At 61.4% G+C, this 15,340-nt stretch carries 15 protein-coding genes; 11 read left to right on the plus strand and 4 right to left on the minus strand.

Features of this window, described 5'->3' with window-relative positions; all coding sequences use genetic code 11:
* Positions 1 to 10: 10 nt before the first annotated feature.
* The 4 genes from KW841_RS01510 to KW841_RS01525 all read left to right on the plus strand — a co-directional run bounded on the left by KW841_RS01510 (position 11) and on the right by KW841_RS01525 (position 3,860).
* Complete coding sequence (locus KW841_RS01510; RefSeq protein ID WP_218473155.1) at positions 11 to 1,174, plus strand: uroporphyrinogen-III C-methyltransferase; 1,164 nt, start codon at positions 11 to 13, stop codon at positions 1,172 to 1,174.
* Positions 1,171 to 2,409 carry a heme biosynthesis protein HemY gene (locus tag KW841_RS01515; RefSeq protein ID WP_218473157.1) on the plus strand — a complete coding sequence of 413 codons (1,239 nt, stop codon included), beginning with the start codon at positions 1,171 to 1,173 and terminating at the stop codon, positions 2,407 to 2,409. The genes KW841_RS01510 and KW841_RS01515 overlap by 4 nt, the downstream gene beginning before the upstream one ends.
* A 263-nt stretch (positions 2,410 to 2,672) precedes the next feature.
* A complete protein-coding gene (locus KW841_RS01520; RefSeq protein WP_218473159.1) occupies positions 2,673 to 3,224 on the plus strand; it encodes a disulfide bond formation protein B in 552 nt (183 codons plus the stop codon).
* A gap of 177 nt (positions 3,225 to 3,401) precedes the next feature.
* A complete protein-coding gene (locus KW841_RS01525; RefSeq protein ID WP_015097328.1) occupies positions 3,402 to 3,860 on the plus strand; it encodes an Rsd/AlgQ family anti-sigma factor in 459 nt (152 codons plus the stop codon).
* 60 nt (positions 3,861 to 3,920) lie between these two features.
* Here KW841_RS01525 and KW841_RS01530 read toward each other — a convergent pair whose 3' ends face one another.
* Positions 3,921 to 4,586, minus strand: coding sequence for an FKBP-type peptidyl-prolyl cis-trans isomerase (locus KW841_RS01530; RefSeq protein ID WP_218473161.1), 666 nt, complete (start codon positions 4,584 to 4,586; stop codon positions 3,921 to 3,923).
* Between the two features lie 192 nt (positions 4,587 to 4,778).
* On the opposite strand from KW841_RS01530, the gene KW841_RS01535 reads away from it, so the two are divergent.
* Positions 4,779 to 5,996 (plus strand): AlgP family protein, encoded by a 1,218-nt coding sequence (locus tag KW841_RS01535; RefSeq protein ID WP_218473163.1) that lies wholly within the window; start codon positions 4,779 to 4,781, stop codon positions 5,994 to 5,996.
* On the opposite strand, the gene KW841_RS01540 is transcribed toward KW841_RS01535, so the two are convergent.
* Positions 5,993 to 6,457, minus strand: a complete 465-nt coding sequence (locus KW841_RS01540; protein WP_218473165.1) for a TIGR02444 family protein — start codon at positions 6,455 to 6,457, stop codon at positions 5,993 to 5,995. The genes KW841_RS01535 and KW841_RS01540 overlap by 4 nt on opposite strands.
* A gap of 50 nt (positions 6,458 to 6,507) precedes the next feature.
* Between KW841_RS01540 and KW841_RS01545 the strand changes: the two genes are divergently transcribed.
* From KW841_RS01545 to KW841_RS01565, 5 genes are all read left to right on the plus strand, one after another.
* Positions 6,508 to 8,418, plus strand: coding sequence for an ATP-binding cassette domain-containing protein (locus KW841_RS01545; protein WP_218473166.1), 1,911 nt, complete (start codon positions 6,508 to 6,510; stop codon positions 8,416 to 8,418).
* Positions 8,418 to 8,999, plus strand: coding sequence for a mechanosensitive ion channel family protein (locus tag KW841_RS01550; RefSeq protein WP_116579718.1), 582 nt, complete (start codon positions 8,418 to 8,420; stop codon positions 8,997 to 8,999). The genes KW841_RS01545 and KW841_RS01550 overlap by 1 nt, the downstream gene beginning before the upstream one ends.
* Positions 9,000 to 9,236: 237 nt before the next feature.
* Entirely contained in the window at positions 9,237 to 9,869 is a 633-nt protein-coding gene (gene rhtB, locus KW841_RS01555; protein WP_007998964.1) for a homoserine/homoserine lactone efflux protein, read from the plus strand.
* A 158-nt stretch (positions 9,870 to 10,027) separates the two neighbouring features.
* Complete coding sequence (locus tag KW841_RS01560; protein WP_218473167.1) at positions 10,028 to 11,926, plus strand: FTR1 family protein; 1,899 nt, start codon at positions 10,028 to 10,030, stop codon at positions 11,924 to 11,926.
* Between the two features lie 98 nt (positions 11,927 to 12,024).
* Positions 12,025 to 12,480 (plus strand): YaiI/YqxD family protein, encoded by a 456-nt coding sequence (locus KW841_RS01565; RefSeq protein WP_007978855.1) that lies wholly within the window; start codon positions 12,025 to 12,027, stop codon positions 12,478 to 12,480.
* Positions 12,481 to 12,599: 119 nt separating this feature from the next.
* Here KW841_RS01565 and elbB read toward each other — a convergent pair whose 3' ends face one another.
* Positions 12,600 to 13,268: an isoprenoid biosynthesis glyoxalase ElbB gene (gene elbB / locus KW841_RS01570; RefSeq protein WP_007978857.1), complete on the minus strand. Its 669-nt coding sequence runs from the start codon at positions 13,266 to 13,268 to the stop codon at positions 12,600 to 12,602.
* A gap of 115 nt (positions 13,269 to 13,383) precedes the next feature.
* On the opposite strand from elbB, the gene KW841_RS01575 reads away from it, so the two are divergent.
* A complete protein-coding gene (locus KW841_RS01575) occupies positions 13,384 to 14,619 on the plus strand; it encodes a sterol desaturase family protein (RefSeq protein WP_218473168.1) in 1,236 nt (411 codons plus the stop codon).
* On the opposite strand, the gene KW841_RS01580 is transcribed toward KW841_RS01575, so the two are convergent.
* Entirely contained in the window at positions 14,600 to 15,232 is a 633-nt protein-coding gene (locus KW841_RS01580) for a DedA family protein (RefSeq protein ID WP_104450239.1), read from the minus strand. The two genes, KW841_RS01575 and KW841_RS01580, sit on opposite strands and share 20 nt — an antisense overlap.
* Positions 15,233 to 15,340: the final 108 nt, after the last annotated feature.

A 15,340-nucleotide genomic window follows, 5' to 3' on the forward strand; every position in this document is an offset into this window, starting at 1 on the left:
GGATGGATACGTGAGCGAAACAGCCTTGCCTAAAGATGACTCGCGACCGGTGCTTGATGCACCTGTTGATGCTCCTCTAGAAGAAATGCCGCCGCCGTCACCAGCTGCCGAGCAGCGTAGAGGCAATGGTCTGGCAATCCTCGCACTGTTGCTGGGCGCGGCCGGTGTCGCGGTGGGCGGCTGGGGTGTCTGGCAGGTGCGTCACCTGCAGGCCAACAATCAGCAGCAGTTGAGCCAGGTACAGGCGTTGAATGACCAGGCGCAGAACCTCAAGCTCAATGAGGAGCGCCTGAGCGCACGCCTGGCACAATTGCCGGCTGCCGATGAGCTGGAAGCACGCAGTCGCCTGGTGATCCAGCTGCAAGGTGATCAGCAGCGTTTGAACCAGCGTCTGGAAACCGTACTCGGCGCCAGTCGCAAGGACTGGCGCCTGGCCGAGGCCGAGCACTTGCTGCGTCTGGCCAGCCTGCGACTGTCGGCCTTACAGGACATCAGCAGCGCCCAGGCACTGGTCCAGGGTGCCGACGAGATACTGCGTGAGCAGAACGATCCGGGCGCCTTTGCCGCGCGCGAGCAGGTGGCCAAGACCCTGATTGCCTTGCGCAGTACCGAACAACCGGACCGCACCGGGCTGTTTCTGCGTCTGGGCGCACTGCGCGATCAAGTGGCCAGCCTCACCGAGCTGGCACCGGAGTACAAGGACCGTGGCGATTCGCTGCTGGGCCTGACTGCCGATGGCGACGGTGCCAGTCGCTGGGCGCAATGGTGGGATCAGATTTCGCGCTACATCCGTATCGATTTCAATGCCGATAAAAACGTTCGTCCATTGCTGGCCGGCCAGAGCCTGAGTCAGGTACGCCTGGCCCTGAGCCTGGCGCTGGAGCAGGCACAGTGGGCCGCACTCAATGGTCAGGCCGCGGTGTACTCCCAAGTGCTGGACGAAGCGCGGGACATCCTCAAGGGCAACTTCAACCCGGACAACTCGCAAAGCAAAGTCATGCTTGAGCAGGTAGCCGAGCTGAGCAGGCAACCTGTCACCGTAGTCACTCCAGATATGACCGGCACCCTGAGCGCGGTGCAGGGGTACCTGGAGCGGCGCAACGTCAACGCCGAAGATTCGGTCAAGCCAATGGCCAGGCCTGCCGCGAACACCGCGCCGGAGGCCACGCCATGAAGCGCCTCTATGTGATCGTGTTCCTCGCGATCGCCGCTACCGCTGCGCTGGGGCTGGCGATTGCCGAACATTCCGGTTATGTGCTGATTGCCTACAAGACCTTCCGCTATGAGTCGAGCCTGTGGGCTACTTTGGCGCTGGTGGCTGTGCTGTGGCTGGTGATCTGGGGTATCAAGGCGCTGGTCGAGCTGGTGATGGCTTCCAGCGGGGTGGTCAACCCGTGGTCGCGGCGTAACCGCAGCCGTCGGGTGCAGGTGGCGATCGAGCACGGTCAACTGGACCTGGCCGAGGGGCGCTGGGCCAGCGCGCAACGTCACTTGCATCGTGCTGCCGAGGCCGAGCGCCAACCGTTGCTTTACTACCTCGGTGCGGCCCGTGCCGCAAACGAACAAGGCAATTACGAAGAAAGCGACAACTTGCTGGAGCGCGCCCTGGAGCGTCAGCCTCAGGCCGAGTTGGCGATCGCCTTGAACCACGCCCAGTTGCAGACCGACCGCGGTGATACCGACGGCGCCCTCGCCACCCTGCAAGCCATGCGTGAGCGCCATCCTCATAATGCACAGACCCTGCGTCAGTTGCAGCGCCTGCTTCAGCAGCGTGGTGACTGGTCGTCAGTCATTCGCCTGCTGCCGGAGCTGCGCAAGGACAAAGTCCTGCCGGCGGCCGAACTCGCAGAACTGGAGCGTCGGGCCTGGGGGGCGAACCTGTCCCTGGCGGCGCAACGGGAAGAGAACGGAGCGGTGGGGCAACAAGCGCTCGAACGTGCCTGGCAGCAACTGACCTCGGCGCAACGCCAGGAGCCGCAACTGGTGCTCGCCTACGCCGAGCAACTGCGGCAACTGGGGGCTCAGGTCGAAGCAGAGGAAGTCCTGCGCACCGCGCTCAAGCGCAGCTACGACAGCCATCTGGCTCGTCTCTACGGGCTGGTGCGCGGCAATGATCCGGCCCGCCAGTTGCAGGCTGCTGAAGGCTGGCTCAAGGACCATCCGACAGATCCTGGCCTGCTGCTGACACTGGGTCGTCTGTGCCTGCAAAACAGTTTGTGGGGCAAGGCGCGGGACTATCTGGAAAGCAGCCTGCGTGTACAACGCAATCCGGAAGCCTGTGCGGAACTGGCGCGGCTGTTGGCGCAAATGGGCGATACCGAGCGCAGCAACCAGCTGTTTCAGGAAGGCCTGGGATTGCTGGATGAGCGCTTGCTCGCTGCCCCTCTGCCTGTGCCAGTGCGCGCTTGACCCATTCGCTGCGGCCAGGCTCCGGCGACTGTGTGATGAACTGCGGCGAGGAAGTAATCGTCCTCGTCGCAGTGAGATAATTCGCTGAAACTCGGTTACCCATTCTCGTCGCAGGCAAAGTCCTACAGAGGACTACTTTTTATCCTCTCGTCTGTGTCGGGATTTCCCTACACTTCTGCTGAAGTCTCCGTGGGCGCCTGCCTTGAAAGGCCGCCGCGCTTTCCTCTACCGTAATGGCCTGTCACTACTTTTACGGATAAGCCATGTCTTTGGCCTGCTCACGCTCCTTGTTTTTCATGGCTTTCATTGCGGGTGCCCTGGCGTTGGGCGTTTCCTACTACCTGGAATATGCGGTCGGCCTGAGGCCTTGCGGCTTGTGTCTGGTGCAGCGGTTTTGTCTGGCGCTCCTGACTGGTGTCTGCCTGATGGCTTCGGTCCATGGTCCAGGTCGCATCGGAACCGTTCTGTATTGGCTGCTCAGTCTTGGATGCAGCCTGGCCGGCACTGTCACGGCGTGGCGGCAGGTTCTGTTGCAAAGCCTTCCGATGGAACAGGCAGCGGCGTGCTCCACCCATCTGGCGGATATGTTCGCCGGGTCTGCGCTGCTCTCCATCCTGCAGCAAGTGTTCAAGGGCGCTGTCGATTGTGTGGAAATTTCCTGGACGCTGTTCGACCTGAGTCTCACGGAGTGGAGCCTGCTGTTCTTCGTCGCGATGATGATTCTGGCCGTTTACCAGTCGTTGCGACTGGTCTGGATCAGCTATCAGCGACCGCTCAGCGACGAGTCGTCGCACCGGGCCTTTGCCGGCGATTAAACACTTGTATGAACTTTATCGCCTGCGTACCTTGAAGCCAGTGACGTGCGGGCATAATCTGGCCCGCACGTGTCATTGGAATTATGTTGCTCGATGACGCTCTGCCTGACCGCCCACCGATGTTACAAGAGGCGAGCGGGCATAGAGCAGCTGACCCACAAGGGAAGAGAGATCACCATGCTCGAAAGTTGTCAGAATGCTCAGGAACGCTGGGGTGGAGTGCACCTGCTGATCGATCGCTGGTTGCAGGAACGACACGAACTGATCGGGGCCTATGACGCTCTTGGCGCAAAGCCTGAGGCGTTGGGTGAAAACCGCAAGCCTTTGCAGGAGTTCTGCGGCGTGCTGGTCGATTATGTATCGGCCGGGCACTTCGAGATCTACGAGCAACTGACGGGGGAGGCCAAGGCCTTCAACGACACGCGTGGCCTGGAACTCGCCGAGACGATCTACCCGCGCATCGACGTCATCACCGAGAAGCTGCTCGCGTTCAATGACCTGTGCGATGAAGGCAAATGCGTCGCCGAGAAATTCAAGGAACTGGGTGGCCTGCTGCATGAACGCTTCGAGCTGGAAGACTGCCTGATCGAAGTGTTGCACACGGCCCACAAGGAAGCCGATTCGGTTCAGGCCTGAAGCGCTTTCCGCAAGATCTCGAAACGGCGTGCCAAGGCACGCCGTTTTTCGTTTGTGTCGTCAGCCGGTGGCACCGCGCAATTCGACTTCAAACACCAGTGGTGTGAACGGTGCGATCACGTCACCGGCACCCTCGGCGCCATAGGCCTGGGCCGATGGAATCACCAGTCGCCATTTCGCCCCGACCGGCATGTTTTGCAATGCGCTGCGCCATCCGGCGATCACGCTGTCGAGACTGAACCATTGAGGCTGACTGTTCTGATCGAACACCGTACCGTCGGGCAAGCGACCGATGTACAGCACCTGCACCTTGCCGTTGGGTCCTGCCTTGGCGCCAGCGCCCGGCGTCAACTCGGTCAGCAGCACGCCGTCAGCCAGTTCGCGCACGCCGGGCCTGGCTTTTTCGTCGGCGAGAAAACGCTGTTCCTTTTCCAGTGCCAATTCGTTTTGCGGCTCGGCGGACTGCATGGCAATCCGCGCTTCATGCTCGGTCAATATCTGCTGGATCTGCTCGTCTTTCAGCGCCAGCGGCTTGCCCTGATAGGCTTGTTGCAATCCCTCGACCAGTGCCTGGAGTTGCAGGTCGGGAGCCTCCTGGCGCAAGCGTTCGCCAAGGCTCGCACCCAGGCTGTAAGCGAGATCGTGGGCTTCATTTTCCGGTGTTGTTTCGGCGGCCTGGGCGACCGAAAAAAACGCGCACAGCGATAAAAAAAGGTAGCGCGACATGGGCACTCTCCGACCTGAATTGCGGGCGATTATGCCAGCGAGAATGCGCGCAACGGTGAACTGCTTTCACGCCGACGCAGAAGTTTTTCAGTCCTTTGCAACACAACGCTTTCGATAGTGTCAACATGCCCTAGCGGCGGTTGCTGCAGAGGTCTAGTATGAGCCGCACTCACTTCAGCCAGGAGGTAAACCATGTCGGCCACCAAGAAGCCAGTAAGCACTCCATTGCACCTGCTCCAACAACTCTCGGGCAGCCTGCTCGAGCATCTGGAAACCGCTTGTTCCGAAGCCTTGGCTGATGCTGAAAAACTGCTCGCCAAACTGGAAAAGCAGCGCGGAAAAGCGCAAGAAAAACTGCACAAGTCCCGCACCAAATTGCAGGACGCTGCGGCGGCCGGAAAAGCCAAGGCGCAAGCCAAGGCCAAGGGCGCAGTGACCGATCTTGAGGAGCTGCTCGATGCCCTCAAGGATCGTCAATCGGAAACCCGCGGCTACATTCTGCAACTCAAGCGCGATGCCCAGGAAAGCCTGAAACTGGCCCAGGGTGTCGGTCGTGTACAAGAGGCTGTCGGCAAGGTGTTGTCCCTGCGCGCGGCCAAGCCTGCTGCGGCACCTGCGAAGAAAACCGCTGCCAAACCGGCTGCTGCAAAAGCACCGGCCAAGCCTGCTGCTGCAAAACCGGCCGCTGCCAAACCGGTAGCTAAAACCGCCGCAGCCAAACCGGCTGCAAAACCTGCAGCGAGAAAACCGGCCGCTGCCAGCGCCGCAAAACCGGCTGCTAAAACCACGGCTGCCAAACCTGCCGCTGCACGTCCTGCTGCTGCAAAAACCGCGGCTGCCAAACCAGCCGCTGCTAAAACCGCTGCTGCTAAACCGGCTGCAAAACCAGCTGCAAAAACCGCTGCAAAACCAGCCGCCAAACCAGCTGCCCGCACCGCTGCTGCGAAACCTGCTGCCAAGCCGGCTGCAAAACCTGTCGCTGCAAAACCGGCCGCTAAACCAGCAGCCAAGCCAGCGGCAAAACCTGCTGTAAAAGCGGCTGCCAAACCAGCTGCAGCAAAACCAGTCGTTGCCGCCAAGCCAGCAGTGGCCAAACCAGCTGCTAAACCAGCTGCGGCTAAACCAGCTGCCAAACCTGCTGCGGCTAAACCAGCTGCCAAACCTGCTGCTGCAAAACCTGCTGCAAAACCTGCTGCAAAACCCGCAGCCAAACCTGCTGTGAAGAAGCCGGTTGCCGCCAAGCCAGCCACCGCTCCGGTTGCAAAACCAGCCACCGCACCGGCTGCCAAGCCAGCCAACCCGGCTCCGGTAGCAACGTCTGCTTTAGCCGCAGCCACATCGACAGCCACGCCAGCGCCAACGCCGGCCGCCGCGTCGATCGCAGCAACCACCCCAACCAGCGCTTCCTAAGTGCCGGTTACCGCGACGCGCAGCTGATGCAGCGCGTCGCGGTGCAGGTGGGCGGCCCCGGCCGCCGCACCTTCCAGCCAGGCCGCCAGATCGGTCTCGGCATTTTGCGGCCAACTCTGCGCCGCTCTCTCCAGCCGCAATAACAGATGCCGTTCGGCTTCCAGCTCGAGTGCCTTCACTTGTTCACGCAAGGTCTGCAAGTCGACGTCTTCCGTGGCCGCGGCTTTCCACTGTGTGCGCAAGGTGCGCAACGGCCGCACGACATCGATGTCCCACGAGGCGGCCACACTGCGCAGTAGCTGCAAGCGCTGCTCATCGCAGGCCACGCCTCGTTGTCCCAGCCACGCACCACACAGCAGCAGACACACATTGACCCCCGCCGACTGCAATTGCAGGCATGCCTGCTCAACACCGGGATGGGCGTAAGTGGTCAGGGAAAAGCTCCACAGGTCAGAGGACATAGTGCTACTCGCGCCAGTTGCGAGCGAAGCTGGTAGACTCCGCCGCCATTATGATTCGACTTCAGAACCTGACTTTACAGCGTGGCCCGCAACGTCTGCTAGAAGACGCCGAGCTGACCCTGCACGCCGGCCAGAAAGCCGGCCTCATCGGTGCCAACGGCGCCGGCAAATCGAGCCTGTTCGCCTTGCTTCGGGGCGAGCTGCACCCGGACTCGGGTGATTGCTTCCTGCCGGCTGACTGGCGTATCGCCCACATGCGCCAGGAGGTCGACACCCTCGAACGCCTGGCGGTCGACTACGTGCTCGATGGCGACCTGCGCCTGCGCCAGGTGCAACGCGACCTGGCGGCAGCCGAAGCGGCCCATGACGGTGCCGCACAGGCGCGCCTGCATTCGGAACTCGACAGCGCCGACGGTTACACCGCCGACGCCCGGGCACGCAAGCTGCTGGCCGGTCTTGGGTTCACCAACGAGCAGATGGATCGCCAGGTCGGGGATTTCTCCGGTGGCTGGCGGATGCGTCTGAACCTGGCACAGGCCTTGATGTGCCCATCGGACCTGCTGCTGCTCGACGAACCGACCAACCACCTGGACCTCGACGCCATCATCTGGCTTGAGGAATGGCTCAAGAGCTATCCGGGCACCCTGATGCTGATCTCCCACGATCGGGACTTCCTCGATGCCGTGGTCGACCACGTGGCCCACGTCGATCAGCGCAAGATCACCCTGTACCGCGGTGGCTACAGCGCCTTTGAACGCGCCCGTGCCGAACGCCTGGCCCAGCAACAGCAAGCCTACGAGAAGCAGCAGGCGCAACGTGCGCACATGGAAAGCTACATCGCCCGCTTCAAGGCCCAGGCCACCAAGGCCCGTCAGGCTCAGAGCCGGATCAAGGCCCTGGAGCGGATGGAAGAGCTGACTGCTGCCCACGTCGATTCGCCGTTCGACTTTGTCTTCCGTGAATCGCAGAAGATTTCCAGCCCGCTGATCGACCTGTCCGACGCCCGCCTGGGTTACGGTGACAAAGCTGTGCTGGAGAAGGTCAAGCTGCAACTGACCCCGGGTGCGCGAATCGGTCTGCTCGGCCCTAACGGTGCCGGTAAATCGACCCTGATCAAGAACCTCGCCGGTGAGCTCTCGCCATTGGCCGGTCGCTTGACCCGTGGCGAGAACACCGTGGTCGGTTACTTCGCTCAACATCAGCTCGACTCTCTGGACTCCAAGGCCAGCCCGTTGCTGCACTTGCAACGCCTGGCGCCGACCGAGCGCGAACAGACCCTGCGCGACTTCCTCGGCGGTTTCGACTTCCGTGGCGCGCGGATCGACGAGCCGGTGCTGAATTTTTCCGGTGGTGAAAAGGCGCGCCTGGCCCTGGCATTGATTGCCTGGGACCGGCCGAACCTGTTGCTGCTCGACGAACCGACCAACCACCTGGACCTGGAAATGCGCCTGGCGCTGACCATGGCCCTGCAGGAGTTCAGTGGTGCGGTACTGGTGGTCTCTCACGACCGTCATTTGCTCAAAAGCACCACTGACAATTTCTTTCTGGTGGCAGATGGCAAGGTCGAGGAGTTCGACGGCGACCTGGAGGACTACACCCGCTGGCTGGTGGAGTATCGCCAGCGCAATGCCCCGGTCAGCAGCACCCCGGTCAATCCGGACAAGACCGACAAGAAAGCCCAGCGTCAGGCCGCAGCGGCGTTGCGTCAGCAACTGGCCCCACACAAGCGTGAGGCTGACAAGCTCGAAGCCGAACTGGGCAAGCTCCATGAAAAACTGGCGAAGGTCGATACCAGCCTTGGCGACAGCGACATCTACGAGCCGGCGCGCAAGAACGAATTGCGTGACCTGCTGGCCGAGCAGGCCAAACTGAAAGTGCGTGAAGCAGAGCTGGAAGAAGCGTGGATGGAAGCCCTGGAATTGCTGGAAAGCATGCAGGCGGAGTTGGAGGCGCTGTCCTGATGGACGCCTTCAAGCTGCCGTTGCCGGCGGTGTGGGTCGAGCCGATCTGGCTCGGCGTGCAAATCCTGCTGATCCTGCTCGCCGGCTACTTCACCCAGCGCTTCGTCGCCAAAGGCCTGACCCGTCTTGGTGAGCGTTACCCGTTTCCGCCGCAATTGATGATGCCGCTGCGGGGCGGCTTGCGCTGGCTGATCATGGGCAGCGCGCTGATTTTCGTCCTCGAGCGACTCGGTGTATCGGCCACGGTCCTCTGGACCGCGTTGTCCGGTTTCGTCGCCGTCGCGGCGGTGGCGTTTTTTGCCATGTGGAGCGTGCTCTCGAACCTGCTGTGCGCGATCCTGATCTTTACCGTCGGCCCGTTCCGCATAGGTGACGTGGTCGAGTTGGTGGACACCACCGACAAGCCCGGCGTCAAAGGTCGGGTGGTGGCGATCAATCTTCTTTACACCACCTTGATAGAGGCTGAAGAAGCCGGCACCGGCAGCGCCATGGTGCAGGTGCCCAACAGTTTGTTCTTCCAGCGTTCGGTTCGGCGTTGGCGGGGGACTGATGTGTTCCCTTCGAGCGGGTTTGAAAAGTAGTCCTTCTGTTGCCTGACAGATTGCTTTCGCGAGCAGGCTCGCTCCCACAGTCGATCTTCAGCGAACACAAATCTTGTGGGCACCTGAGAGCCATTGTGGGAGCGGGCTTGCTCGCGAAAGGGCCCTCAAGCACTGAACGCTGGTCGGCCGTCGCCATGTCCTACAAAAAATCGGTAGTCATCCAATCAAAGCCGCATTAGCTTAGACATCTGTCACGAGTCCGAGTCGAGGTGTGCAATGGAGCTTCAAACATGGCTGGCGTTTTTTGCCGCCTGCTGGGTGATCAGCCTGTCCCCCGGTGCCGGCGCCATTGCGTCGATGTCCAGCGGCCTGCAATACGGTTTCTGGCGCGGCTACTGGAACGCCTTGGGCCTGCAACTGGGCCTGGCTTTGCAGATCGCCATCGTCGGTGCCGGTGTCGGCGCCATTCTCACCGCGTCGGCCACGGCTTTCTACGCCATCAAATGGTTTGGCGTGGCGTACCTGGTCTACCTCGCGATCAAGCAATGGCGTGCGCTGCCCAGCGACATGAGCGATGACGCGGCGGTGCGCCAGATCGGCAAGCCGATGGCCCTGGTGTTCCGTGGTTTTCTGGTGAACATCAGCAACCCCAAGGCGCTGGTGTTCATGCTGGCGGTGCTGCCGCAGTTCATCGACCCCCATGCTCCGCTGCTGATCCAGTACCTGGTGATCGGCGTGACCATGGTCTGCGTCGACCTGATCGTCATGGCCGGCTACACCGGTCTGGCGTCCAAAGTGCTGCGTCTGCTGCGCACACCAAAACAGCAAAAACGCATGAACCGGACATTTGCCGGGCTGTTCATCGGGGCGGCGGCGTTTATGGCGACGTTGCGCAGAGCCGCCGTGTAAAACGGCGACTGACAAAAAAAGGCGACCTTGGTCGCCTTTTTCGTTTGGGGAGCCGTTCCCGAAACCGATGCAATTACGAAGAAGTATCAACAAAGCTTGAGCGAAACCCGTTGGGCGATAACAATATGTAACTTCGTTTTTCAAATTGAGATTCATTCATGATTGCCCCCTCCCGTTTCCTGGCCTGGCTGTTGCTGCCGCTGTTGGCTGCGTGCAGCTTTCAACTGCTGGCCGCCTCCGCCGAAGGTACGCCGCAGGCGCTGCACTTGCTCGACTACATCGGCGCGGATTACCCAGGCACGGTACAGGGGGGCAGCATCACGGACCCGTCCGGATTTCGCGCGCAACAAGAGTCGGTCAGGACGCTGGGAAGTCTGATTGCAGCCATGCCGGCCAAGCCGGAAAAAGCCGCGCTGGAGCAAAGCCTGGCCGCGCTGGGAAATTCCATTGGTGCCCATCAGGACGGTGCCGAAGTTGCACGCCAGGCCCGGCAACTGGGTGCGAAGCTGGCCGTGGCCTATGAAGTCAGCCAGGCCCCGGTCATTACGCCGGACCCGGCGCGGGGCGCGCCGCTGTACGCTCAGCATTGCTCGGTCTGCCATGGCGATACAGGGGCCGGCGACGGCCCGGCGGGCGTCGGCATGACCCCAGCGCCCACCGATCTGCGTGATGCCTCACGGCTGGACCGCCTGAGCCTCTACGCGATCTACAGTACCCTTGGTCAAGGCATTGAAGGCACCGACATGCCGGCCTTCGCGGACCAGCTGGATGATCGTCAGCGTTGGGACCTGGCCACCTATATCGCCAGCTTCAGTGTTGACCCGGCGACGGCCAAGGCTGAAAAGACCTACAACATCGCCGACCTCGCTCGTCAGACCCCGGCCGAAGTACAGGCCGTCGAAGGCCCGCAAGCCGCCGCGACCTTCCGTGCCCAGCGGGCGCAACCGCCCCAGGTCAAGCGAGGCCCGGCGCAACTGCTTGACTACACGGCGGCCACCCTGGACAAAAGCATCGCGGCGTATCGTGCCGGTGAGCATGATCAGGCTTATGACTTATCGGTAGCGGCGTATCTGGAAGGCTTCGAGCTGGTCGAGAGCTCGCTGGATAACATTGACGCCAACGTGCGTAAAGACACGGAAAGATCCCTGATGGCCTACCGTCAGTCGTTGCAGGACGGCTTGTCGGTGAGCGAGGTCGAGCAACGCCTGGACGTGGCCAAGGACAAGTTGAAGGCCTCGGCCGGCTTGCTGGGCAGCGACGGTTTGAGCTGGTCGCTGAGTTACATTTCCGGCTTGCTGATTCTGCTGCGCGAAGGTCTGGAAGCGATCCTGGTGCTGGCGGCGATCCTGGCCTTCCTGCGTAACACTGGCCAACAGGCGGCGGTGCGCAGCGTCAACGTCGGTTGGGGGCTGGCATTTCTGGCCGGGTTGGGCACCTGGGCGCTGGCAGCCTATGTGATTGATGTCAGCGGTTCGCAGCGCGAGCTGCTGGAGGGTGCGACGGCGTTGTTTGCCAGTGTCATGGTGCTGTGGCTGGGCGTGTGGATGCATGACCGTCGTCACGCGGCGGCCTGGCAGGATTACATCAAGACCAGCCTGGTGGGGGGCGGTGGGCGTTTCGGCTTCGCGACCCTGGCGTTTTTCTCGGTGTATCGCGAACTGTTCGAAGTGATTCTGTTCTATGAAACCCTGTGGCTGCAGGCAGGTCCCGCAGGGCACAACGCCGTGTTGGCCGGTGGGGCCACGGCGGTGGTGCTGCTGGTCGGCCTGGCCTGGGTGATTTTGCGCGGTTCGGCGAAGTTGCCGCTGGCGCTGTTCTTCAGCATCAACGCGGGTCTGCTGTGCGCCTTGTCGGTGGTGTTTGCCGGGCATGGCGTGAAAGCGCTGCAGGAAGCCGGGATTTTCGGCACGCGGCCGGTGCCGTTCTTTGACTTTGACTGGCTGGGGATCCACGCCGATGCCTACTCGTTGAGTGCTCAGGCCGTGGCAATCATTGCGATAGTCGTGTTGTATGGGCGTAGCCGGGTGGTTGAGAGGCAGCGGGTGCAGGTTTCTTAAACGGCATTCGCTTCGCTCACTTTCGCGGGCAAGCCACGCTCCCACAGGTTTAGTGGCGCTTGGCCTGCCCGTGATGCTTTTCAACAGAGGAAAAACCAATGCGTGTATGGATCGATGCCGATGCCTGTCCGCGGGCGGCCAAGGATCTGGTGGTGAAGTTCGCCCTCAAGCGCCAGTTCGAAGTGGTGCTGGTGGCCGGGCAGCCGCAGACCAAGCCAGGGCTGGCGCTGGTCAAGCTGATCGTGGTGCCGAGCGGACCGGATGCGGCGGATGACTATCTGGTGGAACACGCGGTGCCTGGTGAATTGGTGATCTGTAGCGATGTGCCGCTGGCCGACCGCCTGGTAAAGAAAGGAGTGGCAGCGCTCGACCCACGGGGCAAGGAATTTGACGCGCAGAACATGGGGGAGCGGCTGGCGGTGCGCAACCTGTTCACCGATTTGCGCGAACAGGGGCAGATGGGGGGTGGGCCAGCGCCGTTTGGCGAGCGTGAGAAGCAGGCGTTTGCCAATGCGCTGGACCGGATCCTCACACGGCTGGCCCGCAATTCTTGAGACCTGCGGCGAACCTTGTGGGAGCGAGCTTGCTCGCGATAGCAGACTTACAGACAACATCAAAGTTGAATGTGTTGGCCCCATCGCGAGCAAGCTCGCTCCCACATTTTTGAAGGGTGTCAGGCGTCGTTTTCGTGGGTCAGTTCCAGTACGCGGTCTACCAGCTTGTTGATCCCCGACGCCACTTCACTGATCGATTGCGCCAGCATGTAAGCCGGGGTGCTCACCAGTTTGCGTGCCTTGTCTTCGACGATGTCACTGACCGCGCAATCGGTATGGGTCGCGCCCATCTTGTTCATCGCGGCAGCGGTGTCGGTGTCATTGCCAATGGTGCAGGTGACGCCGGGACCGTAGATCTTGGCCGCCAGGGCAGGGGAAATGCACATCAACCCCACCGGCTTGCCGGCCTCGGCAAAGGCTTCGGTCAGGGCCAGGACATCCGGTTGAACGGTGCAGCCGGCGCCTTCAATGGCGAAGTTGGACAGGTTCTTGGCTGAGCCGAAGCCGCCGGGCACGATCAATGCGTCGAAGTCATCGACGTTCGCGTCACGGATGTCCTGGATGTTGCCCCGGGCAATCCGCGCCGACTCGACCAGCACGTTGCGCGATTCGGGCATTTCTTCGCCGGTCAGGTGATTGATTACATGTAACTGCGCGATGTTCGGTGCGAAGCACTGCACCTGCGCCCCGCGTTGATCAAGGCGCAACAGGGTGATGACGCTCTCGTGGAGCTCGGCGCCGTCGTACACGCCACAACCGGAAAGGATCACTGCAACTTTTTTGCTCATGGGCTTTTCTCCAGATTCATGGCGTTAAATGTCCACTAATTTGTCACACGTTGCCATAGGGTTAATTCGCGGTTACACATAGCATTTGTCCTCAGGATTCCGATCAGGGCGCGTCATGGACTTCATTCTGTACGCGGTGCCGTTCTTCTTTGTGCTGATCGCCCTCGAGCTGCTGGCCGACCGTAGGCGCGGGGTGAGCAACTATCGGGTGGCTGACGCGATCAACAGCATCAGCACCGGCGTGCTGTCGACCACCACGGGACTGCTGACCAAAGGCATTGGACTGGTGACCTACGCGTTCGCCTTCAAGCATCTGGCGCTGTTCGAATTATCGGCCGACAGCGTCTGGACCTGGGTGTTTGCCTTCGTCCTCTATGATTTCTGCTACTACTGGCTGCATCGCCTGGGCCACGAGCGCAACATTCTCTGGGCCGCGCATTCGGTGCATCACCAGAGCGAGGACTACAACCTGTCCACAGCGTTGCGCCAGACCAGTACCGGATTCCTCCTGGGCTGGATCTTCTATCTGCCAATGGCGGTGTTTGGCGTGCCGCTGCTGGTGTTCGTCAGTGTTGCGGCGCTGAACCTGCTGTATCAGTTCTGGGTGCATACGCGGCACATCCCCAAGCTTGGCTGGTTCGAATGGTTTTTTGTCACGCCATCCAATCATCGGGCTCACCATGCACAGAACGCTCTCTACATGGATCGCAACTACGGCGGCGTGTTCATTATTTGGGACCGTCTGTTCGGCTCGTTCCAGGAAGAAGACGACAACGAGCCGGTGATCTTCGGCGTGACCACGCCGCTGGCGAGCTGGAATCCCGTGTGGGCGAACGTGCAGTTCTACGCGCAGTTGTGGGCCGATGCGCGGCGGGCCGAAAGCACCTGGGACAAGCTGCGGATCTGGTTCATGCGCACGGGCTGGCGCCCGGCGGACGTGGCGGCCAGATACCCGATGAGCAAGCCGGACCTGAGCCAGTTCCGCAAATTCGAGGTACCGCTGGACGGGCGTCAGCAGCGCTACGTCCTGTTGCAATTCTGCGTCTATATCGCACTGGGCAGCTACTTGATGAATCTCGAACCGAAGCTGTCAGTCGCCGCCCTGGTGCTGGGCTGGGGGGCGGTGGTATTCGGTCTGTTTGTGCTGGGCGTGGCCCTGGAGAATCGCCCGTGGGCGTTGAAGCTGGAGCTGGTGCGGCTGGCGTCGAATCTGCCCTTGGCATGGCTGGCCCCGATGGTGGGGCTGTGGTCGGCCAGCGCCGTGGGCTGGGTCGGCCTGCTCAGTTACAGCCTGTTGAGCGGCATCGGTCTCTACTGTTGCAGAAACCGCATCACTCGGTTGGCGTCGTAGGGTCTTCGGTATTGGTCCGAGCAGCTTTCAGGGCCTGCTCGTCGGCATAGACCTGCTTGGCCAGGCGGGCATTCTTGAAGCGCCGGCGCAGCCACAGCACGAGGCCCAGGACCAGCAGGGCGCCGAGGACCCAAAGTTCGTACTTCTTCACACTGCCGAGCATGCCTTCGAGCACTGCGCCGAAATGGTAAGCGGCCGCCGCCAGGGCTGCGGCCCAGATCGCCGCGCCAATGCCGTTGAGCAGCAGGTAGCGCCCCGGCGGATAGCCCGACAGCCCGATGGCCACCGGCATGACCGTACGTAAACCGTAAACGAAGCGGAAGCTCAGTACCCAGATGTCCGGATGCTTGCGAATGTGCTCCAGCGCCCGGTCACCCATCATTTGCCAGCGCGGCTTGCGCGCCAGCAGTTTTCGACCGTGCTTGCGTCCCAGGAAATACCACAGTTGGTCGCCGGCATAGCTGCCGAAGAAGGCCACGACCACCACCAGGTTGATGTCCATGTATCCACGGAACGCGAGGAAGCCCGCGAGTACCAGGATGGTTTCGCCTTCGAAGAACGTGCCTAGAAAAAGGGCAAAGTAGCCGAAGTCATGCAGAAATTGTTGGAGCATTGTCTGGGTGCTGGCGAAATGAACGCGCAGCCTAACCCTTCGGACACATTCAGGAAAGTGTCCAAATGTGTCTCGACGTGAACATTTCCTACAACGACAATGGAATGC

It is taken from the genome of Pseudomonas sp. PDM28, from assembly GCF_019219115.1.
In the GTDB taxonomy this organism is placed as follows: domain Bacteria; phylum Pseudomonadota; class Gammaproteobacteria; order Pseudomonadales; family Pseudomonadaceae; genus Aquipseudomonas; species Aquipseudomonas laurylsulfatiphila.